The sequence below is a fragment of the Bradyrhizobium commune genome, from assembly GCF_015624505.1.
Lineage (GTDB): Bacteria > Pseudomonadota > Alphaproteobacteria > Rhizobiales > Xanthobacteraceae > Bradyrhizobium > Bradyrhizobium commune.
Genome location: NZ_CP061379.1, coordinates 2,200,002 through 2,224,646, shown reverse-complemented (window position 1 = coordinate 2,224,646; position 24,645 = coordinate 2,200,002). Strand labels below are relative to the sequence as shown.

The following is a 24,645-nucleotide window of genomic DNA, read 5'->3' as shown; positions in this document are numbered from 1 at the left end:
CCGGTGATTGAGCAATGCTTCGGAAACAATAAACGAGACCAACGGAGGAATGACTATGCGCAAGGTGCTACTGGCGACCTTTCTTGGCTCCGCGGCGGCTCTCGCCGTCGGCAGCGCTTCAGCCAATGACGAGCTGAACAAGATGTCGCAGAACCCGAAAGACTGGGTGATGCCGACCGGCGACTATGCCAATAGCCGCTATTCCAAGCTGAACCAGATCAACGCACAAAATGTCGGCAAGCTCCAGGTCGCCTGGACCTTCTCGACCGGCGTGCTGCGCGGCCACGAAGGCGGCCCGCTGGTGATCGGCAACATGATGTACGTCCATACGCCGTTCCCGAACAAGGTCTACGCCATTGACCTTTCGCAGGAGAACAAGATCGTCTGGAAGTACGAGCCGAAGCAGGATCCGAACGTCATTCCGGTGATGTGCTGCGATACGGTGAATCGTGGCCTGGCATTTGGCGACGGCAAGATCTTCCTGCATCAGGCCGACACGACCCTGGTCGCGCTCGACGCCAAGACCGGTGAGGTGGCATGGACCGCGAAGAACGGCGATCCGGGCAAGGGCGAGACCGGCACGTCGGCGCCGATGGTGATCAAGGACAAGGTGCTGATCGGCATCTCCGGCGGTGAGTTCGGCGTTCAGGCCCACATGAGCGCCTACGACATCAAGACCGGCAAGCTCGCCTGGCGCGGCTTTTCGGAAGGCCCGGATGACCAGATCCTGGTCGACGACAAGACCACCGCACTCGGGAAGCCGATCGGCAAAGATTCCAGCCTGAAGACCTGGCAGGGCGATCAGTGGAAGATCGGCGGCGGCGCCACATGGGGCTGGATCTCCTACGATCCCGAGCTGAACCTCGTCTATTACGGATCGGGCAACCCCTCGACCTGGAATCCGAAGCAGCGTCCCGGCGACAACAAATGGTCGATGACGATCTGGGCGCGCAATCCGGACACCGGCGTCGCCAAATGGGTCTATCAGATGACGCCCCATGACGAATGGGATTATGACGGCGTCAACGAGATGATCCTGTCGGACCAGTCGATCAACGGCCAGGCGCGCAAGCTGCTGACGCATTTCGATCGTAACGGCCTCGGCTATACGCTCGATCGCACCACCGGCGAGCTTCTGGTCGCCGAGAAGTACGATCCGAAGGTGAACTGGACCTCCGGCGTCGACATGGACAAGAACTCTGCGACCTATGGCCGTCCGAAGGTGCTCGACGCAGCTTCGACCGACAAGGCCGGCGAGGACCACAACGTGAAGGGTATCTGCCCGGCCGCGCTCGGCACCAAGGACGAGCAGCCGGCGGCGTACTCGCCGGACACGCAGCTGTTCTATGTTCCGACCAACCACGTCTGCATGGACTACGAGCCGTTCAAGGTGAGCTACACCGCGGGCCAGCCCTATGTGGGCGCGACGCTCTCGATGTATCCGCCGCAGGGCGATACCAACATGGGTAACTTCATCGCCTGGGACGGCAAGACCGGCAAGATCGTCTGGTCGAACAAGGAGCAGTTCTCGGTCTGGTCGGGTGCGCTCGCAACCGGCGGCGGCGTAGTGTTCTACGGCACGCTGGAAGGCTATCTGAAGGCGGTCGACGCCAAGACCGGCAAGGAGCTCTACAAGTTCAAGACTCCCTCCGGCATCATCGGCAACGTCACCACCTATGAGAACGGCGGCAAGCAGTATGTTGCCGTGCTCTCCGGCGTTGGCGGCTGGGCCGGCATTGGTCTCGCCGCAGGCCTGACCGATCCGACCGCCGGTCTCGGCGCAGTCGGCGGCTATGCTGCACTCAGCAACTACACGGCACTCGGCGGCACGCTGACCGTGTTCTCGTTGCCCACCAACTAGGCCCTGATCGGCATCGCTCCGGCGCGTGGATCAACTCCACGCGCCGGCTCGTCTCCACCGAACGCCTTCGAGGAAAACCTCTTGCGTAAAATCTGCTTTGTCATTGCTGCGATGATCTTCGTTGTGTCCGGAGGAATTGCTGTCGCGGACGGCTCGGGCGATCCCACTGCCGTCAAGCAGAACGAAACTGGCGAGTGGCTCGATAAGGAGGGAAATCCGACCTACAAGATCAACGGCGAATCCGTCGACTGGTACACCTATTCGGGATACCGCCGCTATCACTCGGACTGCCATGTCTGCCACGGCCCCGATGGAATGGGCTCGACCTATGCGCCGGCGCTGAAGGATTCGCTCAAGACGATGAGCTATGCCGACTTTTTGGGCGTCGTCGCCTCCGGCCGCAAGAACATCTCGACGGCCGCGGAGAACGTGATGCCGGCCTTCGGCGATAACCCGAACGTCGCCTGCTACATGGACGATCTCTACGTCTATCTGCGTTCCCGCTCCAACGACGCATGGGGCCGAGCCCGTCCGGGCAAGCATGAGGACAAGAACGACGCCTATACCAAGAATGAAGACTCGTGCATGGGCAAGAAGTGAACGTTTGGGGCCCGGCTGAGACTTAAGTCTTGGCGCCCTGCGAGAATTTAAGGAGTTACCGATGAAGACACGTGCCGCCGTCGCTTTCGAAGCCAAGAAACCGCTCGAGATCGTCGAAGTCGATCTGGAAGGACCGAAAGCCGGCGAAGTCCTGGTCGAGATCAAGGCGACGGGCATCTGCCATACCGACGCCTATACGCTCGACGGCTTCGACAGCGAAGGAATCTTCCCCTCAATCCTCGGCCATGAGGGCGCTGGGATCATCCGCGAGATCGGCGCCGGCGTGACCTCGGTGAAGCCGGGCGATCACGTCATTCCGCTTTACACCCCGGAATGCCGGCAGTGCAAAAGCTGCCTGAGCCAGAAGACCAATCTCTGTACCGCGATCCGCGCGACGCAAGGCAAGGGCGTCATGCCCGACGGCACCAGCCGCTTCTCCTACAAGGGCAAGCCGATCTATCACTATATGGGCTGCTCGACCTTCTCCAACTTCACGGTGCTGCCGGAGATTGCGGTGGCGAAAATCCGCGAGGACGCCCCGTTCGACAAGAGCTGCTATATCGGCTGCGGCGTCACCACCGGCGTCGGCGCCGTCGTCAACACCGCGAAGGTCGAACCGGGCTCCAACGTCGTCGTGTTCGGCCTCGGCGGTATCGGCCTCAACGTGATCCAGGGCGCCAAGATGGCCGGCGCCGACAAGATCATCGGCGTCGACGTCAACGACTCCAAGGAGGAATGGGGCCGCCGGTTCGGCATGACCGACTTCGTCAACCCCAAGAAGATCACCGGTGACATCGTCCCGCATCTGGTCACCCTGACCGATGGCGGCGCCGACTACACCTTCGACTGCACCGGCAACACCACGGTCATGCGTCAGGCGCTGGAAGCCTGCCATCGCGGCTGGGGCACCTCGATCATCATCGGCGTTGCCGAAGCCGGCAAGGAGATCGCCACCCGTCCGTTCCAGCTCGTCACCGGCCGCAACTGGCGCGGCACCGCCTTCGGCGGCGCCCGTGGCCGCACCGACGTGCCCAAGATCGTCGACTGGTACATGAACGGAAAGATCCAGATTGATCCGATGATCACCCACACGCTCAAGCTCGAAGACATCAACAAGGGCTTCGACCTGATGCATGAGGGCAAATCGATTCGTTCAGTCGTCGTGTTCTAGCTCAAGCGTCACCCCCAAGGAGGATCGACCATGACTGTTGCACTCCACCCCTCGATCGACAACGGCGTCAAACAAGGCACCGGCCACTTTGCCGGCGGCACGCTCGCCTGCAAATGCAAGGACCACCCGGTCAAGGTCGGCGTCAAGGGCGACGTGGCACACAACCACGCCTGCGGCTGCACCAAGTGCTGGAAGCCGCAGGGCGCGACCTTCTCCGTCGTCGCGGTGGTGCCGCGCCAAAACGTCACCGTGCTCGAGAACGGCGACAAGCTTCAGATCGTCGACGCCTCCGCAGTGATCCAGCGCCACGCCTGCAAGGCCTGCGGCACGCACATGTTCGGCCGTATCGAGAACAAGAACCATCCGTTCTATGGGCTCGATTTCATCCATCCGGAGCTGTTCCAGGAGCAGGGCTCGCAGGCGCCGCAATTCGCCGCCTTCGTCTCCTCGGTGATCGAGTCCGGCGTCAAGCCGGAGCAGATGGCCGGCATCCGTTCGCGGCTGAAGGAAATCGGGCTCGAGCCCTATGACTGTCTGTCGCCGGCGCTGATGGACGCGATCGCCACCCACGTGGCGAAGGCCAAGGCGGCCTGACAGGGCCGCTCACCCTTCGCCTCTCCGCTCGCTGACCGCAACCGCCGTCAGCGAGCGGGACGGGCGCAACTGACGGCGGCCGTTCCGCCGGCGCACTTTGCGTATGCGAGTGAGTTCCGCTCCTCAGTCCTGGTCTCTGAATGACTGCGCAGTGCCGCCTCCTTCCGTCTTGAAGTCAGCGCGCCCTGCGTTTCTCCCTCCCTCGACTGAGGCTTACTGCTTCGTCCGCGCAGTCCCTCTGGCGGACGAAGCTTTTTTCCCGTGACGTTGTGCAAGCGCGCGGCGTGATGCCGCGCCCTGCTTTTGACAAACCACCGATGCAATCTTTTCCCGGTGAGAACACTTGGCTGTGAACGTCAGATCGACGCGACCTCTGCTACGATCGCGTCGTCACGATGCCGCGCGAAGTTCAATCAAACAAGAACAACACGGGGAGGTATCGAGCACATCCAGACATCGCCATTGGCGTTCCTGTCTCCCACCGGGATTTGCCCGGGCGGGATGACGGCAGGGATGCGGCGGCACGACATACGACCTCTGACTGACCCACGTCGGTGAGTTCGGATTTGGCATGCTTATGAAGAGCGAGGGACGATCATGATCAAGGTGAAGATCAACGGCCAGGAACAGAGCTGGGACGGCGACCCGGATCTCCCGCTACTCTGGTTCCTGCGCGACGAGGCCGGGCTGACCGGCACCAAATTCGGCTGTGGCCAGGCCCTTTGCGGCGCCTGCACCGTCATCGTCGACAAGCAGGCGGTGCGTTCCTGCATCACGTCGGTCAACGACGTCGCCGGACGCGAGGTCACCACGATCGAAGGCTTGCATCCCGATGGCGATCACCCCGTGCAAAAGGCCTGGCGCCAGGTCAATGTTCCCCAATGCGGGTTCTGCCAGGCCGGCCAGATCATGCAGGCCGCAGCGCTTCTGATGGACAATCCCAAACCGTCGCACGACCAGATCCGCGAGGCGATGTCCGGCAACATCTGCCGCTGCGGCTGCTACCAGCGCATCGAGAACGCGGTCCATCTCGCATCGACGGGAGTGTGACATGAATTTCATCGACAATCCCCGCAAGCTCCGTGGCTTCGAGAAGCACACCAGGGTCGAGAAGGTCTCGCGCCGCAGCATCCTGAAGGGGCTCGGCGTCACCGGCGGCTTCGTGCTCGCCGCACCCGTGATGTCGCGTCAGGCTTTTGCCTACGAGACCGGCGCCGGCAAGATGCCGCACGGCGTCGTGGTCGATCCACGCGTCTTCGTCGCGGTCGCCCCCGACGGCACCGTCACCATCCTCGCCCATCGCGCCGAGATGGGCACCGGCGTGCGCACCAGCCTGCCGCTGATCGTGGCCGAGGAAATGGAAGCCGACTGGTCGAAAGTGAAAGTGCAGCAGGCCCATGGCGACGAGGTCAAGTTCGGCAACCAGGACACCGACGGCTCGCGCAGCACGCGGCACTATCTGATCCCGATGCGCCAGATCGGCGCTTCCGCCCGCACCATGCTGGAACAGGCCGCGGCGAAACGCTGGGGCGTGCCGGCGACCGAGGTGAAAGCAGTCAATCACGAGGTCGTCCACAGCGCGAGCGGACGCAAGCTCGGCTTCGGCGAGCTCGCTGCCGATGCCGCCAAGGAATCGGTGCCGAGCATCGAAGGCCTCAAGCTGAAGGACCCCAAGGACTTCCGCTATCTCGGCAAGGGCGAGGTCGGCATCGTCGATCTCCACGACATCACCACAGGCAAGGCGCGTTACGGCGCCGACGTGCGATTGCCCGGCATGAAATACGCCGTGATCGCGCGTCCGCCGGTCACCGGGGGCAAGCTCACCTCATTCGACCCGGCTGAAGCGATGAAAGTCCCCGGCGTCGAAAAGGTGATGCAGGTGCGCGGCTGGCCGTGGCCGTCGAAGTTCCAGCCGCTCGGCGGTGTTGCGGTGATCGCGCGCAACACCGGTGCTGCGATCAAGGGCCGCGATGCGCTGAAGCTGGTCTGGGACGACGGCGCCAACGGCAAATACGACTCGGTCGCCTATCGCAAAGAGCTCGAGGAGGCCTCGCGCAAACCCGGCCTCGTGGTGCGCCAGGAGGGCGATGCGGACGCCGCGCTGAAGAGTGCCGACAAGGTCATCGTCGGCGAATATTATCTGCCCCACCTCGCCCATGTCAGCATGGAGCCGCCGGTCGCGGTTGCCGACGTCAAGGGCGACAAGGCCGAGATCTGGGCGCCGGTGCAGAGCCCCGGCGGAACCCGCGAGGATGTCGCCAAGACGCTCGGCATCCCCGAGGGCAACGTCACCGTCAATGTCACGCTGCTTGGCGGCGGCTTCGGCCGCAAATCGAAATGCGATTTCGCGCTCGAAGCTGCGCTCCTGTCGAAAGAGCTCGGCGCGCCCGTCAAGGTGCAGTGGACCCGCGAGGACGACGTCCGTCACGACTTCCTGCACACCGTCTCCGTGGAACGTATCGAGGCGGGGCTCGACAAGAGCGGCAAGGTGATCGCTTGGCGCCATCGCAGCGTGGCGCCGAGCATCGCCTCGACGTTTGAGGCAGGCGCCAAGCACGAAGCTGCGTTCGAGCTCGGCATGGGCCTCGTCGACATGCCGTTCGAGATCGCCAATATCAGTTGCGAGAACCCGGAGGCGGCCGCGTTCACCCGCATCGGCTGGTTCCGCTCGGTCTCGAACATCCCGCGCGCCTTCGCGGTGCAATCAATGGTCGGCGAGATCGCGAATGCAACAGGACGCGACCAGAAGGAGACGCTGCTCGCGCTGATCGGCAGCCCGCGCATCGTCAAGCCGGCGGTGAAGGATCTCTGGAACTACGGCGAGCCCTATGACAGCTACCCGATCGACACCGCGCGCCTGCGCAAGGTGGTCGAGCAGGTCGCCGAGAAGGGCGAATGGGGCCGTCAGGTTGCGAAGGGCCACGGCCTCGGCATCGCCGTGCACCGCAGCTTCGTCAGCTACATCGCGACCATCGTCGAGGTCGCAGTCGACGACAAGGGCAAGCTGACGGTGCCGCGGGTCGATACCGCAATTGATTGCGGCACCTATGTCAATCCGGAGCGCATCGCCTCGCAGATCGAGGGCGCGGCGATCATGGGGTTGAGTCTCGCCAAATACGGCGAGATCAGCTTCAAGGGCGGCAAGGTAGAGCAGAAGAATTTTGACGACTTCCAGGTCGTCAGGATCGACGAATCTCCGGTGGTCACCAACGTCTACATCGTGCCGCCCGGACCTGACACGCCGCCGAGCGGCGTCGGCGAGCCCGGCGTGCCGCCGTTCGCACCGGCGTTGATAAACGCGATCTTCGCCGCGACCGGCAAGCGCATCCGCGCGCTTCCGATCGGCAAGCAATTGGAGGCGTGACGGAACAGAGGCGACCTCGCGCCGTTCTCTTCGATCTGACAGGAGCAGATCGATGACCAACATCTCAAGGGCGCTCGCAGTCTCGTTGCTGTCGGGCGCCTTTCTTTTGCCGGCCGCAGGCGCGTTCGCCCAGAGCAGCACCACGCCGCCGACCACGGCGACGCGCCCCACCGCGCCGGACCAGAGCTCGCTTCCCAACGCCAGCGCCCCACCCACCTCCACCACCCAGACCACCGGGCAGAGCACCACCGATCCGAAGGTTCGGGAGATGAACCAGGCGGAGAAGGACAAGGTCGACAGGCAAGGGAAGTAAGCTCTATCGCACGCGCAAAATGCGGCGGACGTTGCCGTCCGCCGCATTTGCCCCCTGTCGCTCCGCCTTCGTCGATCCGCCTGCGGAGCTTATTTCTTCAGCGCAAACACCCAGATCACGCCGCCTTGCGGCACATTGGACTCGATGCCGATATTGTTGGTCGCGAGCGCATCCTGGATGCGCTGCGCGTCCACGCCCCAGCCCGACTGGATCGCGACGTACTGCGTGCCGTCGATCTCATAAGATACCGGCATGCCCATGATGCCGGAATTGGTCTTCTGCTCCCACAGCAGATCGCCGGTCCTGGCATTGAAAGCGCGGAAGTTGCGGTCGTTGGTGCCGCCGGCGAAGATGAGATCGCCCGCGGTCGCCGTCACCGAACCGAACAGCTGCGATTTCGGGAAGTCGTGCTGCCACACCTTCTTGCCCGTGACGGGATCCCAGGCCTGAAGCTCGCCGAAATGATCCGCGCCCGGCTTCGCCTTCAGGCCGATATCCTCCGGTTTGGTGCCGAGCCAGAGCTCGCCCGGCTTCAGCGCCACCTTCTCGCCGGTGAACCCGCCGCAGAAATTCTCGTTGGCGGGCACGTAGACGAGACCGGTCCGCTGGCTGTAGGCCGCCGACGGCCAGTCCTTGCCGCCCCACAGTGATGGGCAGAACTCGACGCGCTTGCCGATGACCGGCTTGTGCGCGGGATCGACGATCGGCCGTCCGCTTTCGGCATCGATACCCTTCCAGACGTCGGTTGAGACGAACGGCCAGCCGGCGACGTAGTTGATCTTGGTCGGCGTACGCTCGAGCACCCAGAAGATCGCGTCGCGGCCGGGATGGATCAGGCTCTTGATGCTGCGGCCGTCGCGTTGCAGGTCGACCAGCATCGGCGCGTCGACCTCGTCCCAGTCCCAGGAATCATTCTGGTGGTACTGGTGATAGGTCTTGATCTTGCCGCTGCTCGGGTCGAGTGCGAGCACCGACGAGGTGTAGAGATTGTCGCCGGGATGCGTCTCGCCGGGCCACGGCGCAGCATTGCCGACGCCCCAATAGATCGTCTTGGTGTCCTTGTCGTAATTGCCGGTCATCCAGGCCGAGCCGCCGCCGGTTTTCCAGTCGTCGCCCTGCCAGGTGTCGTGGCCCGGCTCGCCTTCGCCGGGAATGGTGAAGGTGCGCCACAGCTCCTTGCCGTCCTTGGCATCGTAGGCGGCGACGTAACCGCGCACGCCGAGCTCGCCGCCGGAGCCGCCGACGATGACCTTGCCGTCGACGATCAGCGGCATCAGAGTCATGTACTGACCCTTCTTGTAATCCTGGACCTTCGTATCCCAGACCACCTTGCCGGTCTTGGCGTCGAGTGCGACGACGTGGTCGTCGGTGGTGGCGAGATAGAGCTTGTCGTCCCACAGGCCGACACCGCGGCTGGTCGGATGCAGCTGGAACAGATCGTCGGGAAGCTGCCGCTTGTAGCGCCAATATTCGTCACCGGTCTTCGCGTTCAGCGCGATCACCTGTCCCATCGGCGTCGCCACGAACATCACGCCATTGTTGACGATCGGCGGCGCCTCGTGGCCTTCGACCACGCCGGTCGCAAAGGTCCAGACCGGCGTGAGATCCTTGACGTTCGAGATGTTGATCTGGTCGAGCGGACTATAGCCCTGCCCGTCATAGGTACGACGATAGAGCATCCAATTGCCTGGTTCCGGATTTTCCAGGCGTTGCGCGGTGACAGGTGCATAATTCTCGATTGGGCCGGCACTCGCGGCGGTCGAGGCAAGGCACGTGAAGGCGACGAAGCCGGACAATAACCATTGCTTCCTGGTCATGGACGTTCCCCTTTTTCATCCGTTTGAATTCTTGTTTTTGAATTCTTGTCGTTCGTCCCGTCGTCCGCCGATCGGCGGATGCGACCTCTCGTGACGCGGGCGCAACCCGCATGGTCCATCATCCCGGCTGCGCGCCACCTACCTTTCCGACGAAATTGCCGGCGACGCTGAGCGAGCCGTCATCGAGCATGAGCGGCAACGCGGCAAGCCGCCGCGGCGCCGGCCCGAACACGACCTGCGCACCCGCGCGGGGATCGTATTCGGAGTTGTGGCACATGCATTTGAACACCTCCTTGTCGCCGACATCGCTCTTGACCCAGGCGGTGACGGGACAACCGGCATGGGAACAGATCGCTGAATAGGCGATGATGCCGTCCACCGCACGCGCGCGCGTCTGCTCGTCGAGCTCGGCTGGATCAAGCTGGATGATCAGGATCTCGTTGAGCCGCGAGGCGCTGCGCACCACCGATGTCGTGGGATCCTGCGGCCAGGCGTGTACCGGTGGACCGCCGCGTGGGACATCTGCCGAGGTGATGAGCTTTCCCTCCTGGTCGCCTTCGGAGAAGACGAGCCGATCGCCCTTTTGCGGCCGCTCGTCGGAGCCCGGCGGATCCTCGCCAGCGCGCGCCGGCGCGGAACACCCGAGACAGGCACTGGTGGCGAGCGCACCGAGCAACAGCGTTCGTCGCGTTTGTTCCGCGCACGCCTCAGGTTCCGCAATGCTGTCGGAGGATGGCGCCGTGGCGTTGAACGATGCGTTCGACATGCATGCTAGCAGGCGCTGGAACTCTGCCAAAATGAAGGCGGAGAATTGGCGCCGCAGTGCATCAATATGGCTTTGCTCGCTTTGATTGAACACGAATGAACGCATTCAATCGCGTTTTCGCGAATTCTACGTCACGCCGCGCGAGCAGCATGATGATTTTGCAGATCAGACCGATGATGCGGGAATTGGTGCATCGCGCCGCGCTTCAGCGCTACGCCGATTGCCATTCGTGCGTTGCACGCTTCTCAGGCAGGTATTTTGGATTTCAGGACTTGAGCACATGGCGCGGCGACGCGATGCGCCCCGCAACCGTCGCCGACGCCATCTCGAAACTGTCGGCGATGCGGTGCGCCTTGTCGATGAACAGTCCAGCTGCTGCCGGTGGACAGATCTCGCGCGCCGTCTGCTCGAACAGGTCGAGCCAGCGATCAAAGTGGTTCCCGATCAGTGAGAGCGGCACGCCCGCCCTCGCACCACCATCAAGCGCCGTAAGAATAAAAGCCCTGCCCGGTCTTGCGGCCGAGATGGCCGGCATCGACCATTTCCTTCAGCAGCGGCGCCGGACGGTATTTGGGATCGTTGAAGCCTTTGTAGAAGACCTCCATCACCGAAAGCATGGTGTCGAGCCCGACGAGATCGGCCAGCGCCAGCGGCCCGATCGGATGGTTGCAGCCGAGCTTCATGCCGGCATCGATTTCCTCAGCAGTCGCGATTCCTTCCTGGAGCGCGAAGATCGCCTCGTTGATCATCGGGCAGAGGATGCGGTTGACGGCGAAGCCAGGGCTGTTCTTGGCCGTGATCGCCACCTTGCCGACGCGCTGGGCGAAATCGAGCGCCTTGGCGTGGGTATCGTCAGAGGTCTGCAAGCCGCGGATCAGCTCCAGCAGTTGCATCACCGGCACCGGATTGAAGAAGTGCATGCCGATGAAGCGATCCGGGCGATCGGTTGCGGCGGCGAGCTTGGTGATCGAGATCGACGAGGTGTTGGTCGCAACCAGCGTGCGCGGCGACAGCGTCGCGCAAAGGTCCTTGAGTATCTTGACCTTCAGTTCCTCATTCTCAGTCGCGGCCTCGATGACGAGATCGCAATCGGCGAGCCTGGCCCGGTCCGTCGTGCCGGCGATGCGCTTGAGCGTCGCCTCGCGATCGGCCGCCGACATCTTCTCCTTCTTGACCAGCCGCTCGAGGCTGCCGCCGACGGTTGCGACGCCGCGGCTCACCGCCGCATCGGAGATATCGACCATCACGACCGAGAGCCCGGCCGCCGCAGAGACCTGCGCGATGCCGTTCCCCATGGTCCCTGCCCCGATGATGCCAACGGTCTGGATCATTGCGTCACATCCTTCATCCTTGCGGGCACGCTAGCGGCCCGGCCCATTGTTCCTGCATCAGGGTCTAGCACCGTCGCCGGGCGGGTGCGACCTGATCCTGCCCCTTCCTTAAAGCATCCATGGCGGGAATAAAGCCGCAAAGGGCATCATTTGCAGGCCGCGCGGCCGGTTTCGGCCTGAGCGATGTGCAGGCAGAGCCCCTTAGGAGGGCCCGGTCCTCGCCTCACCCAAGCCGCAGCACCTTGCCCGGATTCATGATGTTCTTGGGGTCGAGCGCCCGCTTGATCGTCCGCATGATGTCGAGCTCGGTCCGGGAGCGATAGTGCGAGAGCTCGTCGAGCTTCTCGATGCCGATGCCGTGCTCCGCCGAGATCGAGCCGTCCATGGAGGCGATGAGGTCGTTGACGGCCCGGGTGATCGCCGCGGAATACTGGCTGAGCGTGGCGCGATCCATGCCCTTCGGCCCCATGAAGGAGAAGTGCACATTGCCGTCTCCGATGTGGCCGAGCGGATAGGGACGGATCGTCGGCAGGATCTCGAGCGCGGCCTTGAGCCCCTTGTCGATGAATTCGGGAATTTTGGAGATCGCGACCGACACGTCGTAGCTCAGGCCCGGTCCTTCGGCGCGTGAGGCTTCAGCGACGCTCTCGCGAATGCGCCACATGTTGCGCGACTGCGCTTCTGTCTGTGCGATCACCGCGTCCAGCACCCGACCCGTCTCGAGCTGGCCGGCCAGAAACTGCTCCATCCTGTCCGACATGCCCGGCGCGCTGTCCTGCCGCGGTCGGGCCGACGACCATTCGAGCAGGAGATACCATTCGGTCGAGGCTTTAAGCGGATCCTGGGTGCCGGGAATATGGCGCAGCACCATATCGGTGCAGGCGCGGCTCATCAGCTCGCAGGATCCGACATTGTCGTCGGATGCGGCATGCGCCTCCGACAGGAGCTCGATCGCCGCGCCGGGATCGCGGACCGCGAGCCATGCCGTGCAGACGTCCTTTGGCGCGGGCCACAGCTTCAGAACTGCCTTGGTGATGATGCCGAGCGTGCCTTCGGCGCCCACGAACAGGTGCTTGAGGTCATAGCCGGTGTTGTCCTTCTTGAGTGCGCGCAGTCCGTTCCAGATATCACCGTTAGGCAGCACGACCTCGAGACCCAGCACCAGGTTTCGCGCATTGCCGTAGCGCAGCACCTGCACGCCGCCGGCATTGGTGGACAGATTGCCGCCGATCATGCACGAGCCCTGGGCGCCCAGGCTGAGCGGGAAGAAGCGGTCATGACGTGCGGCGGTGTCCTGAAGCGTCTGGAGGATACAGCCCGCCTCCACGGTCATGGCGTAACCGACGGGATCGACATCAAGCACGTGGTTCATGCGCCCGAGCGACAGCACGATGCCGCGATGCGCAGGCCACGGCGTCGCACCGCCCATCAGGCCGGTGTTGCCGCCCTGCGGCACGATGGCGATGCCGTTATCGTAGCAAAGTTTGACGACAGCCGAGACCTCCGCAGTGCTGGCCGGACGCACGACAGCCGAGGCCTGCCCCGCCAGCTCGCCGCGCCAGTCGGTCACAAAAGGCTGCTTGTCCAGCTCGTCCAGGATCAGACCCTTGTCGCCGACGACGGCCCGCAGGCGCTCGAGAACGGCTGGTGTCACGGGCGCGGTCGGAATCGAGGGAGTGGAGGGAAGGGCTGCACCCGGCATGTGTTCCTCTCTTTGCGGCTCTTCTACGCTGCCCTCAAGGCGCGCCGGCCTTCGTTTTTGCATTTCAGTTCTGGGCGTTCGCGCGAGGAGCCTAGCACGAAGGCCACGGTTGCGGGCGCAGGGTTGACAGACCTGCAATACTTCAATAATCGTTGAAATATGGAAAAAACAGATGCCGTCACGGCGCTGGCCGCACTTGCACAGACCAATCGCCTCGATGTCTTCCGTCTGCTGGTGCAGGCCGGCCCCGACGGCATGGCCGCCGGCGCGATCGCGGAAGCACTGGACCTCGCCCCCAACACGCTGACATTCCACTTCGACCGCCTGCGGATGTCCGGGCTTGCCACCGTCCGGCGTGAGGGGCGCTCGATGATCTATGCCGCACGGTTCGAGACCATGAATGCGCTCGTCGGCTTCCTGACCGAGAATTGCTGTGGCGGCGTCTCATGCGCGCCGGCCGCACCTGCGAAGCCCGCGCGAAGGCGCAGCAAATTGCCAGCCTGAAAGGACAGATCATGAAGCGCCTGCACGTTCACGTCTCCGTCGATGATCTCTCCCGCTCCATCGGCTTCTATTCTGCCCTGTTCGCATCTCAGCCTTCAGTCGTGAAATCCGACTACGCCAAATGGATGCTGGAAGACCCCCGCGTGAACTTTGCGATCTCGACACGCGGACGCACGCCCGGGCTCGACCATCTCGGCATCCAGGTCGAGACCGATGACGAACTCCAGGAGGTCTATACCCGGTTGCGCGAGGCGGGTGGCGAGATCATCGACCAGGGACAGACGGCCTGCTGCTATGCCAAGTCCGAAAAATCCTGGATCGACGATCCCGCCGGCATCGCCTGGGAGACCTTCCACACGACCGGCGAGAGCACCGACTACGGCGACGGCAGCGGCGAGAACCGCGCGCGCGTCGCCAATGAGAAGCCTTCGGCCTGCTGTGCGCCGCAGACGGCGGCCAAGCCATCGCAGGTCTGCTGCTAAAGGCCTTCGCCATGGATGCGATCATCTACCACAATCCCGCCTGCGGCACGTCGCGCAACACGCTCGCCATGATCCGGAATGCCGGCATCGAGCCGCATGTGATCGAATATCTCAAGGCGCCGCCTTCGCGGGCGCTGTTGCAAGAGCTAATCGCGCGGATGGGGCTCTCGGTGCGCCAGCTGCTGCGCGAGAAGGGAACGCCCTACGCCGAGCTCGGGCTCGACAATGCGGGCCTGACCGATGACCAACTCCTCGACGCGATGATGGCACATCCGATCCTGATCAACCGGCCGATCGTGGTCACGCCGAAAGGCGTCAAGCTCTGCCGTCCTTCCGAGCTGGTGCTGGATCTCCTCCCCGCGCAGCAGGGCGAATTTGTCAAGGAGGATGGCGAGCATGTCCGGCTCGACCGCGGCGCCTGATGCCAGGGTTAGCGCAGCGCGCTTTCGCGGAATGGCTCGGGACGGCGTTCCTGCTCGCCGCGGTGGTCGGTTCGGGGATCATGGCCCAGAAGCTCTCGGGCGGAAACGTCGCGCTGGCCCTTCTCTGCAACACGATTGCCACCGGCGCCATCCTCGCGGTGCTGATCCTCACTTTTGCCCCGATATCGGGGGCCCAGTTCAATCCGGTGGTGACCCTGGCATTTACGCTCCGCGGCGACACAGCCCGGACCGACGCTGCGGTCTATGTCGTTGCGCAGATCGTCGGCGCGGTCATCGGTGTCTGGCTCGCGCATTTGATGTTCGAACTGCCCGTGCTCCAGCTTTCGCTGACACAGCGCAGCGGAACTGGGCAATGGCTCGCCGAGGCCGTAGCAACCTTCGGTCTGCTGTTGACGATCTTCGGCGTCGCGTCGCGAACACCCGCGGCCGTTCCCTACGCTGTCGGCCTGTATGTCACTTCGGCATATTGGTTCACGGCCTCGACGTCGTTCGCCAATCCCGCAGTCACCATCGCTCGGTCGCTGTCCGATACGTTCGCAGGCATCGCTCTGCACAGCGTGCCGGCTTTCATTGCCGCCCAGTTCGTCGGGGCGATCGCTGCCACTGCTGTCGGATGCTGGCTTTGGGGACGCCCTACCAGACTGAGCGCGGCACCGCCGGCCTCATGACAGCCGGCTCGGCGTTCATGACGGTCGTAGCCGTTCGATGATGGCCGACACCTCGTCGAGCTGGATCTTAGCCGCTGCGAGGAGCCTTGCGCCTTGCAAAGGGCGGATCGGAACGATCCTGTCTTCGGGAGGATCGGACATGCGAACGTTTCGCCTTGCTGCCCCCGCATCCTAAGCACGACGTCCCCGAACTCCGCGGCGGTGCTTTGTCGCATCCGGGTTCCCGGCACAGCTCAACGCTTGCAGGCGCGAGCGCCCCCTCACGCACACCTCACGCCCGTTGAACCCTACGTGAGCCGATGCGAGATCATGTGGCAGCGCGGAATATCAAGCGCTCCGGCCGATCTTTTCGATGGAACGGTTTGGAGCCTCCCATGACAAAGACAATCATCGTCACCGCGTTGCGACTGATCCTCTCGCTTGCGATCGCCGGCCCGGCGCAGGCCTCGCCTGGTAGCGCACTGGCCGCGGCGCTCGTCCGCAAGCCCGCTGCGGCACACCCGCATATCCGCAAGACCGAGCACGCGGCTATCTCGCTTCCTCCGACACGCCTGCCCGATCCCGAAGAGGATCCCCTCGCATCCATGCATTTCGAATGAACGTTGCAACGCAATTGGCGGTGGGCAACAAGCGAGACGTCACGCGTGTCGCTTCTCTCGCACGCGACGGCTGTGCGGATGTTCTGCAATTGGTCCCACCTACATTGACATCGATGTGACGGCCGGGGCAGTTTTTTGCATTGCTGGCGAATCAGCGATTGCCTCAAGCTGAGTACCTCTTGGACAACTCCCAGTGCTTTCGAGACTGATATCGTTGCTGCGCCGCATCCCTGCGGTGAAATGGGCGTTCACCCGGCGTCGGCCTCTGCCGGATAGCGGCAGCATCGACGCGACGCAGATCGCTGCGGATGGACAGTCTGTGGTCATGCCGGTCGCGGAGGATGACTCGACGATCTCTGTCATCGCAGAGAGTCCATCGGCCGCGCCGTCCGACATCCAATTCAGCGACGCTTCATCTCGAACAGAGCGCTTGGATCTTGACCCGGTCGTGGAAGAGGCTTCGGTCTCGTCTGATGTCGGGAACGAGCCGGCTGAAGGTCCTGAGCATGTTGCCAGCCGCGATCTTTCTGCCGAATTCCCGACGGATGTTGAGCCCCTCGTCATGGAGGAGATCCCGGTCTCGTCGATCGACATCGAGGCCGCTCCAGCTGAACTCGCTGATGTCGCGATCGATGAAGATGCTTCGCCCGGCGTTCTCCCAAACATCGGGCCGGCGATCGTTGACGACTCCTGCGTCGCCGCCGCCGCCGAAGTGTCCGCGGCTGATGACTCCGAGGTCAGTATCGACACGGATCAATCCTCCCGTGTCGTCGCTGAGATCGAACCGGTCGTCGCAAACGATCCTTTGCCCGTCGCCATCGCCCTTGCCGAGGATTCTGCCGCCGCGACCGTCGAGCCTGCCACGGTTCCCCCGCCTCCTGCCCCGGAAATCCGCAGCACGCGGAAGGCTCGCGCAAGAGCAGCCGACCCTGTCGACCGCGCTACGCTGATCCGCCAGCGCTGGGCGGAGACCGGGATCAGGATGTGGAACCCGCGGCTGCACGGTGCCGGCGATGCCACGCTGAATATCCAGGGGCGCGTCGAGCTGCTGCCGCCGGCGCCGGGCGAGACGTTGCCGCGCTACGACAAGCTCGAATTCAGGATGCTCGGCGGCCAGATCGTCTGCGAAGGCGTCATTGTCGAAGCGCCTGCGCATGCAAGCCAGCGCAGCTTCACCCGGCTTGCCGAACCGCGGAGCCACGACCGGGTCCGCGAGCCCATGCGGGAGCGCCAGGCCGCGCTCGCCTGACGCATTTCCCCGCCACGATGGTCGCTACCATGTGTTAGGCTGACGCCCTTGACCTGGGAGTTCGCTTGGCCATGACATCGCTACGAATGATCGTGATCGCCGCGCTCTGCGTCTCGCAAGGCGCGCTTGCCGCTTCCAAGCAGCCGCGCGATGCACCTGCGTCCATACCGGCTACCGATCCAGCCGCGCCCTATAAGACCGACCGGCTTTCTTCCTCGCGCGGCGAGACGATCCTCAACACACCCGGACAGACCACCGTGCTGACGCGGCAAGTCCTCGACGACATGAACGCGACGAGCCTGAGAGACGCGATGCGCTCGACCGCCGGCGTGACGATCGGGCGCTAGCTCGCTGGCGTCCGGCGCGGCGGCGAAAGAGGTCGATCCAGCAAGTCGGCCTGCGCCAATGGGATGCGGCTCTGCGCTGCGCCATGCGCATGGTTAGCAGAGCGTAGCCGTCACGGGCTCCGCACCCGTCCCTTCTGCCGCACATGCTTAACACCGCCTCACCAATGCACGCGGCCGGAAAATCCTGCGGTAGCGCGCAACCTGCGCAGGCTTTTCCACGTGGAACTCGTCTAACGCGCTCTTTACTCCCGCTGTGCAAGATCGCCTTCGTTTGAAGGGATTTGGGGCGCGTATTGCAATGCCTGCCGTCGATTTGAAAGCGCACCTCGCCGCCGCCGTGCGGCTGTTTCGTGTGCCGGCCGACAATCCGGACCTGACGCGCGCGCAGTTCGACGCCTTCTCCAAGCAAATCCCGCTGCTCTATTTCATCCTGATCAGCAATACGATCGCGGTCGCCTACACCTATGTGAACGTGGCGCCGGATTGGCTTACGATGATCGTGCCGAGCGTGCTGACCGTGCTAGCGGCGCTCCGAACCTTCTGGTGGCTGCGCCAGCGTCATCTCGTGCGCAGCGACGCCGACATCCTGCGCAACCTGCGCGCCACCAACTGGATGACGCTGCCGATCGGCGCCGGCTTCACTGCCTGGTCTTTCGCGCTCTACCCTTACGGCGACCCTTTTGCCAAGAGCCAGATCGCCTTCTACATGGCAGTCACAGTGATCGGCTGCATCTTCTCGCTGATGCACCTGCGCTCGTCGGCGCTGATCGTCACGCTGGTTGTCGACATACCGTATGTGCTGTTCTTCTGGGCGACCGGCGAGCCGACGCTGCGAGCGATCGCCGTCAACGACCTCCTGGTGTCCGGCGCGATGGTGACGGTACTGGTGATCTATTATCGCGATTTCGCCGATCTCGTCGCCAGCCGCAAATCGCTGCTCGCGCAGCAGGCGGCGACGCAGGCGCTCTCGGATGAGAACTTCCGTCTCGCCAATCTCGATTCCCTCACCGAACTGCCAAACCGCCGCCGCTTCTTCGCCGAGCTCTCAAGCGCCTTCGCCGACGCCGAGCGAAGCAGCGTTCGCGTTGCGGTCGGAATCATCGATCTCGACGGCTTCAAGCCGATCAACGACAATTACGGCCACTCGGTCGGCGACCGCGTTCTGATCGAGGCCGGCCGCCGCATCCGCGAGGTCTGCGAGGGCTTCGGCGCGCACCGCGTCGAGTTCGCCCGCCTCGGCGGCGACGAGTTCGGCCTCGTGGTCTGGGATGACCCCGGCGACGACGATCTGATGCGGCTCGGCCAGCGCATCGGGGACCAGGTCAAGCTGCCCTATCAGCTCGACACCGCGCATACCGGCCTGTCCTGCTCGATCGGTTTTGCGCTGTTCCCGCAATCAGCGACGACGGCGGAAGCGCTCTATGAATGCGCCGACTATTCGCTCTATCACGCCAAGCGCCATCTGCGCGGCCGCACCGTGATCTTCTCGATCGAGCTCGAGGCCGAGATTCGCAGCCGTGGCGTCATCGAGAATTCGCTGCGCACCGCCGATTTCGAAACCGAGCTGGAACTGGTGTTCCAGCCGATCGTCGACGCCATGAGCGAGCGCACCGCCAGCTTCGAGGCGCTGGCGCGCTGGCAGAGCCCGCGCCTAGGCTGGGTCTCGCCGGCCGATTTCATCCCGGCCGCCGAGCGCATCGGCCTGATCCGTCCGCTGACACAGGCGCTGCTGGTGCGTGCGCTCGCGACCGCAAAGACCTGGCCCGACGATATCCGCCTCTCGTTCAACCTCTCGGCCCACGACGTCTGCTCGCCCGAAGGCATCCTGCCGCTGATCGCCATCATCGAGAAGAGCGGCGTGCCGCCGCGCCGGCTCGACTTCGAGATCACCGAGACCGCCGTCACCTTCGACTTCGTGCGCGCGCAGCAATCGATTGCTGCGCTGAAGACCATGGGCTGCGGCATCTCGCTCGACGATTTCGGCACCGGCTATTCGTCGCTGAGCCACGTCCACCGCCTGCCGCTCGACAAGATCAAGGTCGACCGCAGCTTCGTCGCCGACATCAACGACAATCCGGTCAGCCACAAGATCATCAAGTCTCTGACAGGCCTGTGCGACGACATGGAAATCGCTTGTGTCGTCGAAGGCGTCGAGACCCGCGCCCAGCTCGACAGCCTGCGCCGCCTCGGCTGCGACTTCATCCAGGGCTATTATTTCGCAAAGCCGATGTCGGGCGATGCGATCGACAAGTATCTCACGAAGGAGCAGCAGCGTCTCCACGCTGCCGGGACGCGCGACGCAAAAGTCGTGGCCTGAATACCGGGCTACAAGCTCGGCAGATCGAGCCCATTGGCGCGGGCGCAGTCGATCGCGGTCTTGTAGCCTGCATCCGCATGGCGCATGACGCCGCTGGCGGGATCGTTCCAAAGCACGCGCTCGATCCGCTTGGCGGCTTCCGGCGTGCCGTCCGCGACAATCACCATGCCGGCGTGCTGGGAATAGCCGATGCCGACGCCGCCGCCATGGTGCAGGGACACCCAGGTCGCGCCGCTTGCGCAATTGAGCAGCGCGTTAAGCAGGGGCCAGTCGGACACCGCATCCGATCCGTCCTTCATTGCCTCAGTCTCGCGGTTCGGGCTTGCGACCGATCCGCTGTCGAGATGATCGCGGCCGATCACGATGGGTGCTTTCAACTCGCCTCGCGCGACCATCTCGTTGAAGGCGAGACCCAGACGATCACGATCGCCGAGCCCGACCCAGCAGATCCGCGCCGGCAGGCCCTGGAACTTGATGCGTTCCCTGGCCATGTCGAGCCAATTGTGCAGGTGCTTGTCATTGGGCATCAGCTCCTTGACCTTGGCATCGGTCTTGAAAATGTCCTCGGGATCGCCTGACAGCGCGGCCCAGCGGAACGGCCCGACGCCGCGGCAGAACAAGGGGCGGATATAGGCGGGAACGAAGCCCGGGAAATCGAAGGCGTTCTTCAGGCCCATGTCCTGCGCCATCTGGCGGATGTTGTTGCCATAGTCGAGCGTTGGGATTCCTAGCGCATGGAAATCCAGCATGGCCTGGACGTGCTCGACCATCGAAATCTTCGACGCGCGCTCAACCCCTTTCGGATCGGATGCGCGCTTCGCTTCCCAATCGGCGAGAGTCCAGCCCTTCGGCAAGTACCCGTTGATCGGGTCATGCGCGCTGGTCTGGTCGGTGACGATGTCGGGCTTCACGCCGCGGCGCACCAACTCGGGAAAGATTTCAGCGGCATTCCCGAGCAGGCCAACGGAGACCGCCTTCTTTGTCTTCGCGGCCTCATCCATGATCGACAACGCTTCGTCGAGCGTTGCAGCCTGACGATCGAGATAGCCGGTGCGCAGCCGCATCTCGATGCGGCTCGGCTGGCATTCGACCGCGAGCATCGATGCGCCGGCCATGGTCGCCGCCAGCGGCTGGGCTCCGCCCATGCCGCCGAGGCCGGCGGTGAGAATCCATTTGCCGGCGAGGCTGCCGCCATAATGGCGGCGACCGACCTCGACGAAGGTCTCGTAGGTGCCCTGCACGATGCCCTGGCTGCCGATGTAAATCCATGAGCCAGCCGTCATCTGACCGTACATCATCAGGCCCTGGCGATCGAGCTCGTTGAAATGATCGAGCGTCGCCCAGTGCGGTACGATGTTGGAGTTCGCGATCAGCACACGCGGCGCATCGGCATGGGTGCGGAACACGCCGACCGGCTTGCCGGACTGCACCAGCAAGGTCTGATCGTTCTCAAGTTTGCGCAAGGCGGCCGTAATCCGGTCAAAGCTCTCCCAGTCGCGCGCGGCGCGGCCGATGCCGCCATAAACGACGAGCTCGCTCGGGCGCTCGGCGACATCAGGATCGAGGTTGTTCATCAGCATCCGCAGCGGCGCTTCCGTCAGCCAGCTCTTGGCGCTGATCTCGCTGCCGCGAGCGGCGCGGATGGTGCGGTCGTTGTCCAGTCGGCGGTTCATGAAGACCTCTTCAGTCGAGTCTTGGAAACGGATCGGATGGAAGCGCGGAAAGCGCCGCGACCGGCAGTGCGTCGGCTTCGATCAGCGCAGCAGCCTTGGCGAGATCGTCGGCCATGTAGCGGTCCGCGCCGAGCGCGGGCACATGTTCGCGCAACGCGGCGATGACGGCGACGAGCGACGCGCTGGTCAGATGCGGCGCGCGGAGCGTGATGCCTTGTGCGGCGACCAGAAGCTCGATGCCCAAAATGGCGGCGAGATTGTCGGCCATGTCGGACAGGCGCCGCGCGGCATGCGCGGCCATCGAGACGTGATCTTCCTGGTTGGCGCTGGTCGGCGTCGAGTCGATCGAACAAGCAGAAGCGCGCTGCTTGTTCTCGGCGTAGAGCGCGGCAGCCGTGACTTCGGCGATCATGAAGCCGGAATTGATGCCAGGATCGGGGGTGAGGAACGGCGGCAGGCCGAAATTGAGCGCGGGATCGACCAGCGTCGCAATCCGCCGCTCGCTGATCGCACCGATCTCCGACAGCGCCAGTGCAATGGCGTCGGCGGCGAAGGCGACCGGCTCGGCGTGGAAATTGCCACCGGAGACAATCTCGCCGGTCTCGACCAACACCAGCGGATTATCGGTGACGGCGTTGGCCTCGACGATCAACGTGCGCGCAGCCCCCGTGATCACATCAAGCGCGGCGCCCGCGACCTGTGGCTGACAGCGCAGGCAATAGGGATCCTGCACGCGTTCGTCGCCTTCGAGATGCGACAGGCGGATGTCGCTGCCGTCGAGCAGCGCCATTAGCGTTGCGGCCGCACCGATCTGCCCGGCATGGCCACGCAGCGACTGGATCTCCGGGCGGAACGGCGCCGTTGACGCCATCGCCGCATCGACCGACAGCGCGCCCGTCACGAGCGCGGCGCGAGCCAGACGATGCGCGCGCAGCACGCCAGCGACGGCGTAGGCCGTCGAGAACTGGGTGCCGTTGATCAGCGCAAGTCCCTCCTTAGGGCCTAGCGTCAGTGGCGCAAGGCCGGCGGCGGCGAGCGCCTCGGCGCCGGATGCGGTGCTGCCGTCGACGATCGCTTGCCCCTCTCCAATCATGACCGCGGTCATATGGGCAAGCGGCGCGAGATCGCCGGACGCACCGACCGAACCCTGCTGCGGCACCAGCGGAAAGACGCCACGCGCAAGCATGGCCTGTAGCTGCTCGATCACCTGCCGGCGAACGCCGGAGGCGCCGCGGCCAAGCGAAACGATCTTCAGCGCCATCATCAACCGCACGATCGGCTCCGGCGTCGCCGGGCCGACGCCACAGCAATGCGAGACGATGAGATTGCGCTGAAGCAGCGCGGTCTGGTCCGGCGGAATCCGCTTCGAAGCCAGCTTTCCGAAGCCGGTGTTGATGCCGTAGACAGGGGCAGCGGCCCGCGCGGCTTTGGCGACGATTTCCGCGGCGGCTTCGACGCGCGACCAGAATGCGGGATCAAGCTGGACCGGCGCGCCCTCCAGCACGCGCGCGAGATCGTCGAAGCTGACCGTTCCCGGCTTGACGATGATCGCGGCGCCCTGCTCCGTCACTGTCCCCTCCACACCCGGCGGTACAGCGGATTGAATCCGATGCGGTAGACGAGCTCGGCAGGACGCTCGATCTCCCAGATTGCGAGGTCGCACCATTTGCCGGCCTCGAGCGTGCCGGTCTCCGCGAGCACCCCAAGCGCACGCGCGCCTTCGCGGGTGACGCCAGCGAGGCATTCGGCGACATTCATTCGAAACAGCGTCGCGCCCATGTTCATCGCCAGCAGCAGTGAGGTCAGCGGCGAGCTGCCGGGATTACAGTCGGTCGCGAGCGCCATGGGAACGCCGTGCTTGCGGAACGCTCCGACCGGTGGCCTTTGCGTCTCGCGGATGAAGTAGAACGCACCGGGCAGCAGCACTGCGACCGTTCCGGCCTTTGCCATCGCGGCGGCCCCGGCTTCATCGGAGTGCTCCAAATGATCGGCGGAGAGCGCAGAGAATTTTGCGGCGAGCGCGGCGCCGCCGAGATTCGAGAGCTGATCGGCATGAAGCTTGACCGGCAATCCGAGCGCCCTCGCCGCCTCGAACACCCGCGCCGTCTGCTCGGCCGAGAACGCGATACCCTCCATGAAGGCATCGACGGCGTCGGCGAGGCCCGCCTTTGCCACTGCGGGCAGCATTTCGTTGCAGACGAGATCGATGTAGCGATCCTTGTCGCCATCGGCCTCGGGCGGCAACGCATGCGCGCCGAGGAACGACGTGCGGACCGTGACCTTCCGCTGGCGCCCGAGGCTGCGCGCGGCCGCGAGCTGCCGCATCTCGGTCGCCGTATCGAGGCCATATCCGGACTTGATCTCGACCGTCGTTGCGCCCTCGCCGATCAGCGCGTCAAGTCGCGGCAGCGCGCTCGCGACGAGATCGGCCTCGCTCGCCTTGCGTGTCGCGGCGACCGTCGAGACGATGCCGCCGCCGGCGCGCGCGATTTCTTCGTAACTCGCGCCTTTCAGGCGCAGCTCGAATTCGTGCGCGCGGTTGCCGCCGTAGACGAGATGGGTGTGGCAATCGATCAGGCCCGGCGTGATCCAGCGGCCCTCGCAATCGATCCGCTGGATCGCGTCCGCATCCGCCGGGAAATCCGCCAGCGCGCCGGCGCAGACGATGCGGCCATCGCGCGCGGCGATCACACCGTGCTCGATCTCACCGAGATCGGGACGATCGGCCCGCATCGTGGCGAGCCGGGCATTGTGCCAGATCCGGTCGAAGCGCTCTGCCATGAAGGTGTCCCCTCGTCGCGGGATGCTTGACTTATATGTCTAGACATATAATCGTTGCGCGGT

Annotated in this window: 22 protein-coding genes and 1 pseudogene; 15 read left to right on the top strand and 8 right to left on the bottom strand. The window is 64.1% G+C overall.

Going from position 1 to position 24,645, the window contains the following annotated elements; genetic code table 11:
- Window positions 1-55: 55 nt before the first annotated feature.
- From xoxF5 to IC761_RS10410, 7 genes are all read left to right on the top strand, one after another.
- Window positions 56-1,861, top strand: coding sequence for a lanthanide-dependent methanol dehydrogenase XoxF5 (gene xoxF5 / locus IC761_RS10440; protein ID WP_195804616.1), 1,806 nt, complete (start codon window positions 56-58; stop codon window positions 1,859-1,861).
- A gap of 111 nt (window positions 1,862-1,972) precedes the next feature.
- Window positions 1,973-2,461, top strand: a complete 489-nt coding sequence (locus IC761_RS10435; protein WP_195804615.1) for a c-type cytochrome, methanol metabolism-related — start codon at window positions 1,973-1,975, stop codon at window positions 2,459-2,461.
- A gap of 61 nt (window positions 2,462-2,522) precedes the next feature.
- Window positions 2,523-3,632 (top strand): S-(hydroxymethyl)glutathione dehydrogenase/class III alcohol dehydrogenase, encoded by a 1,110-nt coding sequence (locus IC761_RS10430; RefSeq protein WP_195803158.1) that lies wholly within the window; start codon window positions 2,523-2,525, stop codon window positions 3,630-3,632.
- Between the two features lie 30 nt (window positions 3,633-3,662).
- The gene (gene gfa, locus IC761_RS10425; protein ID WP_195803157.1) at window positions 3,663-4,226 is read left to right on the top strand and encodes an S-(hydroxymethyl)glutathione synthase; all 564 of its coding nucleotides are present in this window, start codon (window positions 3,663-3,665) and stop codon (window positions 4,224-4,226) included.
- A 597-nt stretch (window positions 4,227-4,823) separates the two neighbouring features.
- Window positions 4,824-5,276 carry a (2Fe-2S)-binding protein gene (locus IC761_RS10420; RefSeq protein ID WP_195803156.1) on the top strand — a complete coding sequence of 151 codons (453 nt, stop codon included), beginning with the start codon at window positions 4,824-4,826 and terminating at the stop codon, window positions 5,274-5,276.
- Window position 5,277: 1 nt separating this feature from the next.
- Entirely contained in the window at window positions 5,278-7,590 is a 2,313-nt protein-coding gene (locus tag IC761_RS10415; protein ID WP_195803155.1) for a xanthine dehydrogenase family protein molybdopterin-binding subunit, read from the top strand.
- A gap of 52 nt (window positions 7,591-7,642) precedes the next feature.
- Window positions 7,643-7,903, top strand: coding sequence for a hypothetical protein (locus IC761_RS10410; protein ID WP_195803154.1), 261 nt, complete (start codon window positions 7,643-7,645; stop codon window positions 7,901-7,903).
- Between the two features lie 89 nt (window positions 7,904-7,992).
- On the opposite strand, the gene IC761_RS10405 is transcribed toward IC761_RS10410, so the two are convergent.
- From IC761_RS10405 to IC761_RS10385, 5 genes and pseudogenes are all read right to left on the bottom strand, one after another.
- A complete protein-coding gene (locus tag IC761_RS10405; RefSeq protein ID WP_195803153.1) occupies window positions 7,993-9,720 on the bottom strand; it encodes a methanol/ethanol family PQQ-dependent dehydrogenase in 1,728 nt (575 codons plus the stop codon).
- A gap of 118 nt (window positions 9,721-9,838) precedes the next feature.
- Window positions 9,839-10,486: a QcrA and Rieske domain-containing protein gene (locus IC761_RS10400; protein WP_195803152.1), complete on the bottom strand. Its 648-nt coding sequence runs from the start codon at window positions 10,484-10,486 to the stop codon at window positions 9,839-9,841.
- Between the two features lie 265 nt (window positions 10,487-10,751).
- Window positions 10,752-10,940, bottom strand: a pseudogene (locus IC761_RS10395) (preprotein translocase subunit TatC); the annotation flags it as partial.
- Between the two features lie 25 nt (window positions 10,941-10,965).
- Entirely contained in the window at window positions 10,966-11,817 is an 852-nt protein-coding gene (locus IC761_RS10390) for a 3-hydroxybutyryl-CoA dehydrogenase (protein ID WP_195803151.1), read from the bottom strand.
- A gap of 223 nt (window positions 11,818-12,040) precedes the next feature.
- Entirely contained in the window at window positions 12,041-13,519 is a 1,479-nt protein-coding gene (locus IC761_RS10385) for an FAD-binding oxidoreductase (protein ID WP_195803150.1), read from the bottom strand.
- A gap of 159 nt (window positions 13,520-13,678) precedes the next feature.
- Here IC761_RS10385 and IC761_RS10380 point away from each other — a divergent pair, with 159 nt between their 5' ends.
- The 8 genes from IC761_RS10380 to IC761_RS10345 all read left to right on the top strand — a co-directional run bounded on the left by IC761_RS10380 (window position 13,679) and on the right by IC761_RS10345 (window position 20,128).
- On the top strand, window positions 13,679-14,023 hold the full coding sequence (locus IC761_RS10380) for an ArsR/SmtB family transcription factor (protein ID WP_195803149.1): 345 nt from the start codon (window positions 13,679-13,681) through the stop codon (window positions 14,021-14,023).
- Window positions 14,024-14,034: 11 nt separating this feature from the next.
- The gene (locus tag IC761_RS10375) at window positions 14,035-14,505 is read left to right on the top strand and encodes an ArsI/CadI family heavy metal resistance metalloenzyme (RefSeq protein WP_195803148.1); all 471 of its coding nucleotides are present in this window, start codon (window positions 14,035-14,037) and stop codon (window positions 14,503-14,505) included.
- 11 nt (window positions 14,506-14,516) lie between these two features.
- Window positions 14,517-14,927 (top strand): arsenate reductase (glutaredoxin), encoded by a 411-nt coding sequence (gene arsC / locus IC761_RS10370; RefSeq protein WP_195803147.1) that lies wholly within the window; start codon window positions 14,517-14,519, stop codon window positions 14,925-14,927.
- Complete coding sequence (locus IC761_RS10365) at window positions 14,927-15,616, top strand: aquaporin (RefSeq protein ID WP_195803146.1); 690 nt, start codon at window positions 14,927-14,929, stop codon at window positions 15,614-15,616. Before arsC ends, IC761_RS10365 begins: the two co-directional genes overlap by 1 nt.
- A gap of 374 nt (window positions 15,617-15,990) precedes the next feature.
- Window positions 15,991-16,215 (top strand): hypothetical protein, encoded by a 225-nt coding sequence (locus IC761_RS10360; protein ID WP_195803145.1) that lies wholly within the window; start codon window positions 15,991-15,993, stop codon window positions 16,213-16,215.
- A gap of 214 nt (window positions 16,216-16,429) precedes the next feature.
- Window positions 16,430-17,464 (top strand): hypothetical protein, encoded by a 1,035-nt coding sequence (locus IC761_RS10355; RefSeq protein WP_195803144.1) that lies wholly within the window; start codon window positions 16,430-16,432, stop codon window positions 17,462-17,464.
- Window positions 17,465-17,535: 71 nt separating this feature from the next.
- On the top strand, window positions 17,536-17,811 hold the full coding sequence (locus IC761_RS10350; RefSeq protein ID WP_195803143.1) for a TonB-dependent receptor plug domain-containing protein: 276 nt from the start codon (window positions 17,536-17,538) through the stop codon (window positions 17,809-17,811).
- Window positions 17,812-18,109: 298 nt separating this feature from the next.
- The gene (locus IC761_RS10345; RefSeq protein ID WP_195803142.1) at window positions 18,110-20,128 is read left to right on the top strand and encodes a putative bifunctional diguanylate cyclase/phosphodiesterase; all 2,019 of its coding nucleotides are present in this window, start codon (window positions 18,110-18,112) and stop codon (window positions 20,126-20,128) included.
- Window positions 20,129-20,136: 8 nt separating this feature from the next.
- Here the strand turns inward: IC761_RS10345 and hutU are convergent, their stop codons facing one another.
- Genes hutU through hutI form a run of 3 tightly spaced genes read right to left on the bottom strand, consistent with a single transcriptional unit; the run spans window position 20,137 to window position 24,582 of the window.
- Complete coding sequence (gene hutU, locus IC761_RS10340) at window positions 20,137-21,801, bottom strand: urocanate hydratase (protein ID WP_195803141.1); 1,665 nt, start codon at window positions 21,799-21,801, stop codon at window positions 20,137-20,139.
- A 10-nt stretch (window positions 21,802-21,811) separates the two neighbouring features.
- Window positions 21,812-23,371, bottom strand: coding sequence for a histidine ammonia-lyase (gene hutH / locus IC761_RS10335; RefSeq protein ID WP_195803140.1), 1,560 nt, complete (start codon window positions 23,369-23,371; stop codon window positions 21,812-21,814).
- Entirely contained in the window at window positions 23,368-24,582 is a 1,215-nt protein-coding gene (hutI, locus tag IC761_RS10330; protein ID WP_195803139.1) for an imidazolonepropionase, read from the bottom strand. Before hutI ends, hutH begins: the two co-directional genes overlap by 4 nt.
- Window positions 24,583-24,645: the final 63 nt, after the last annotated feature.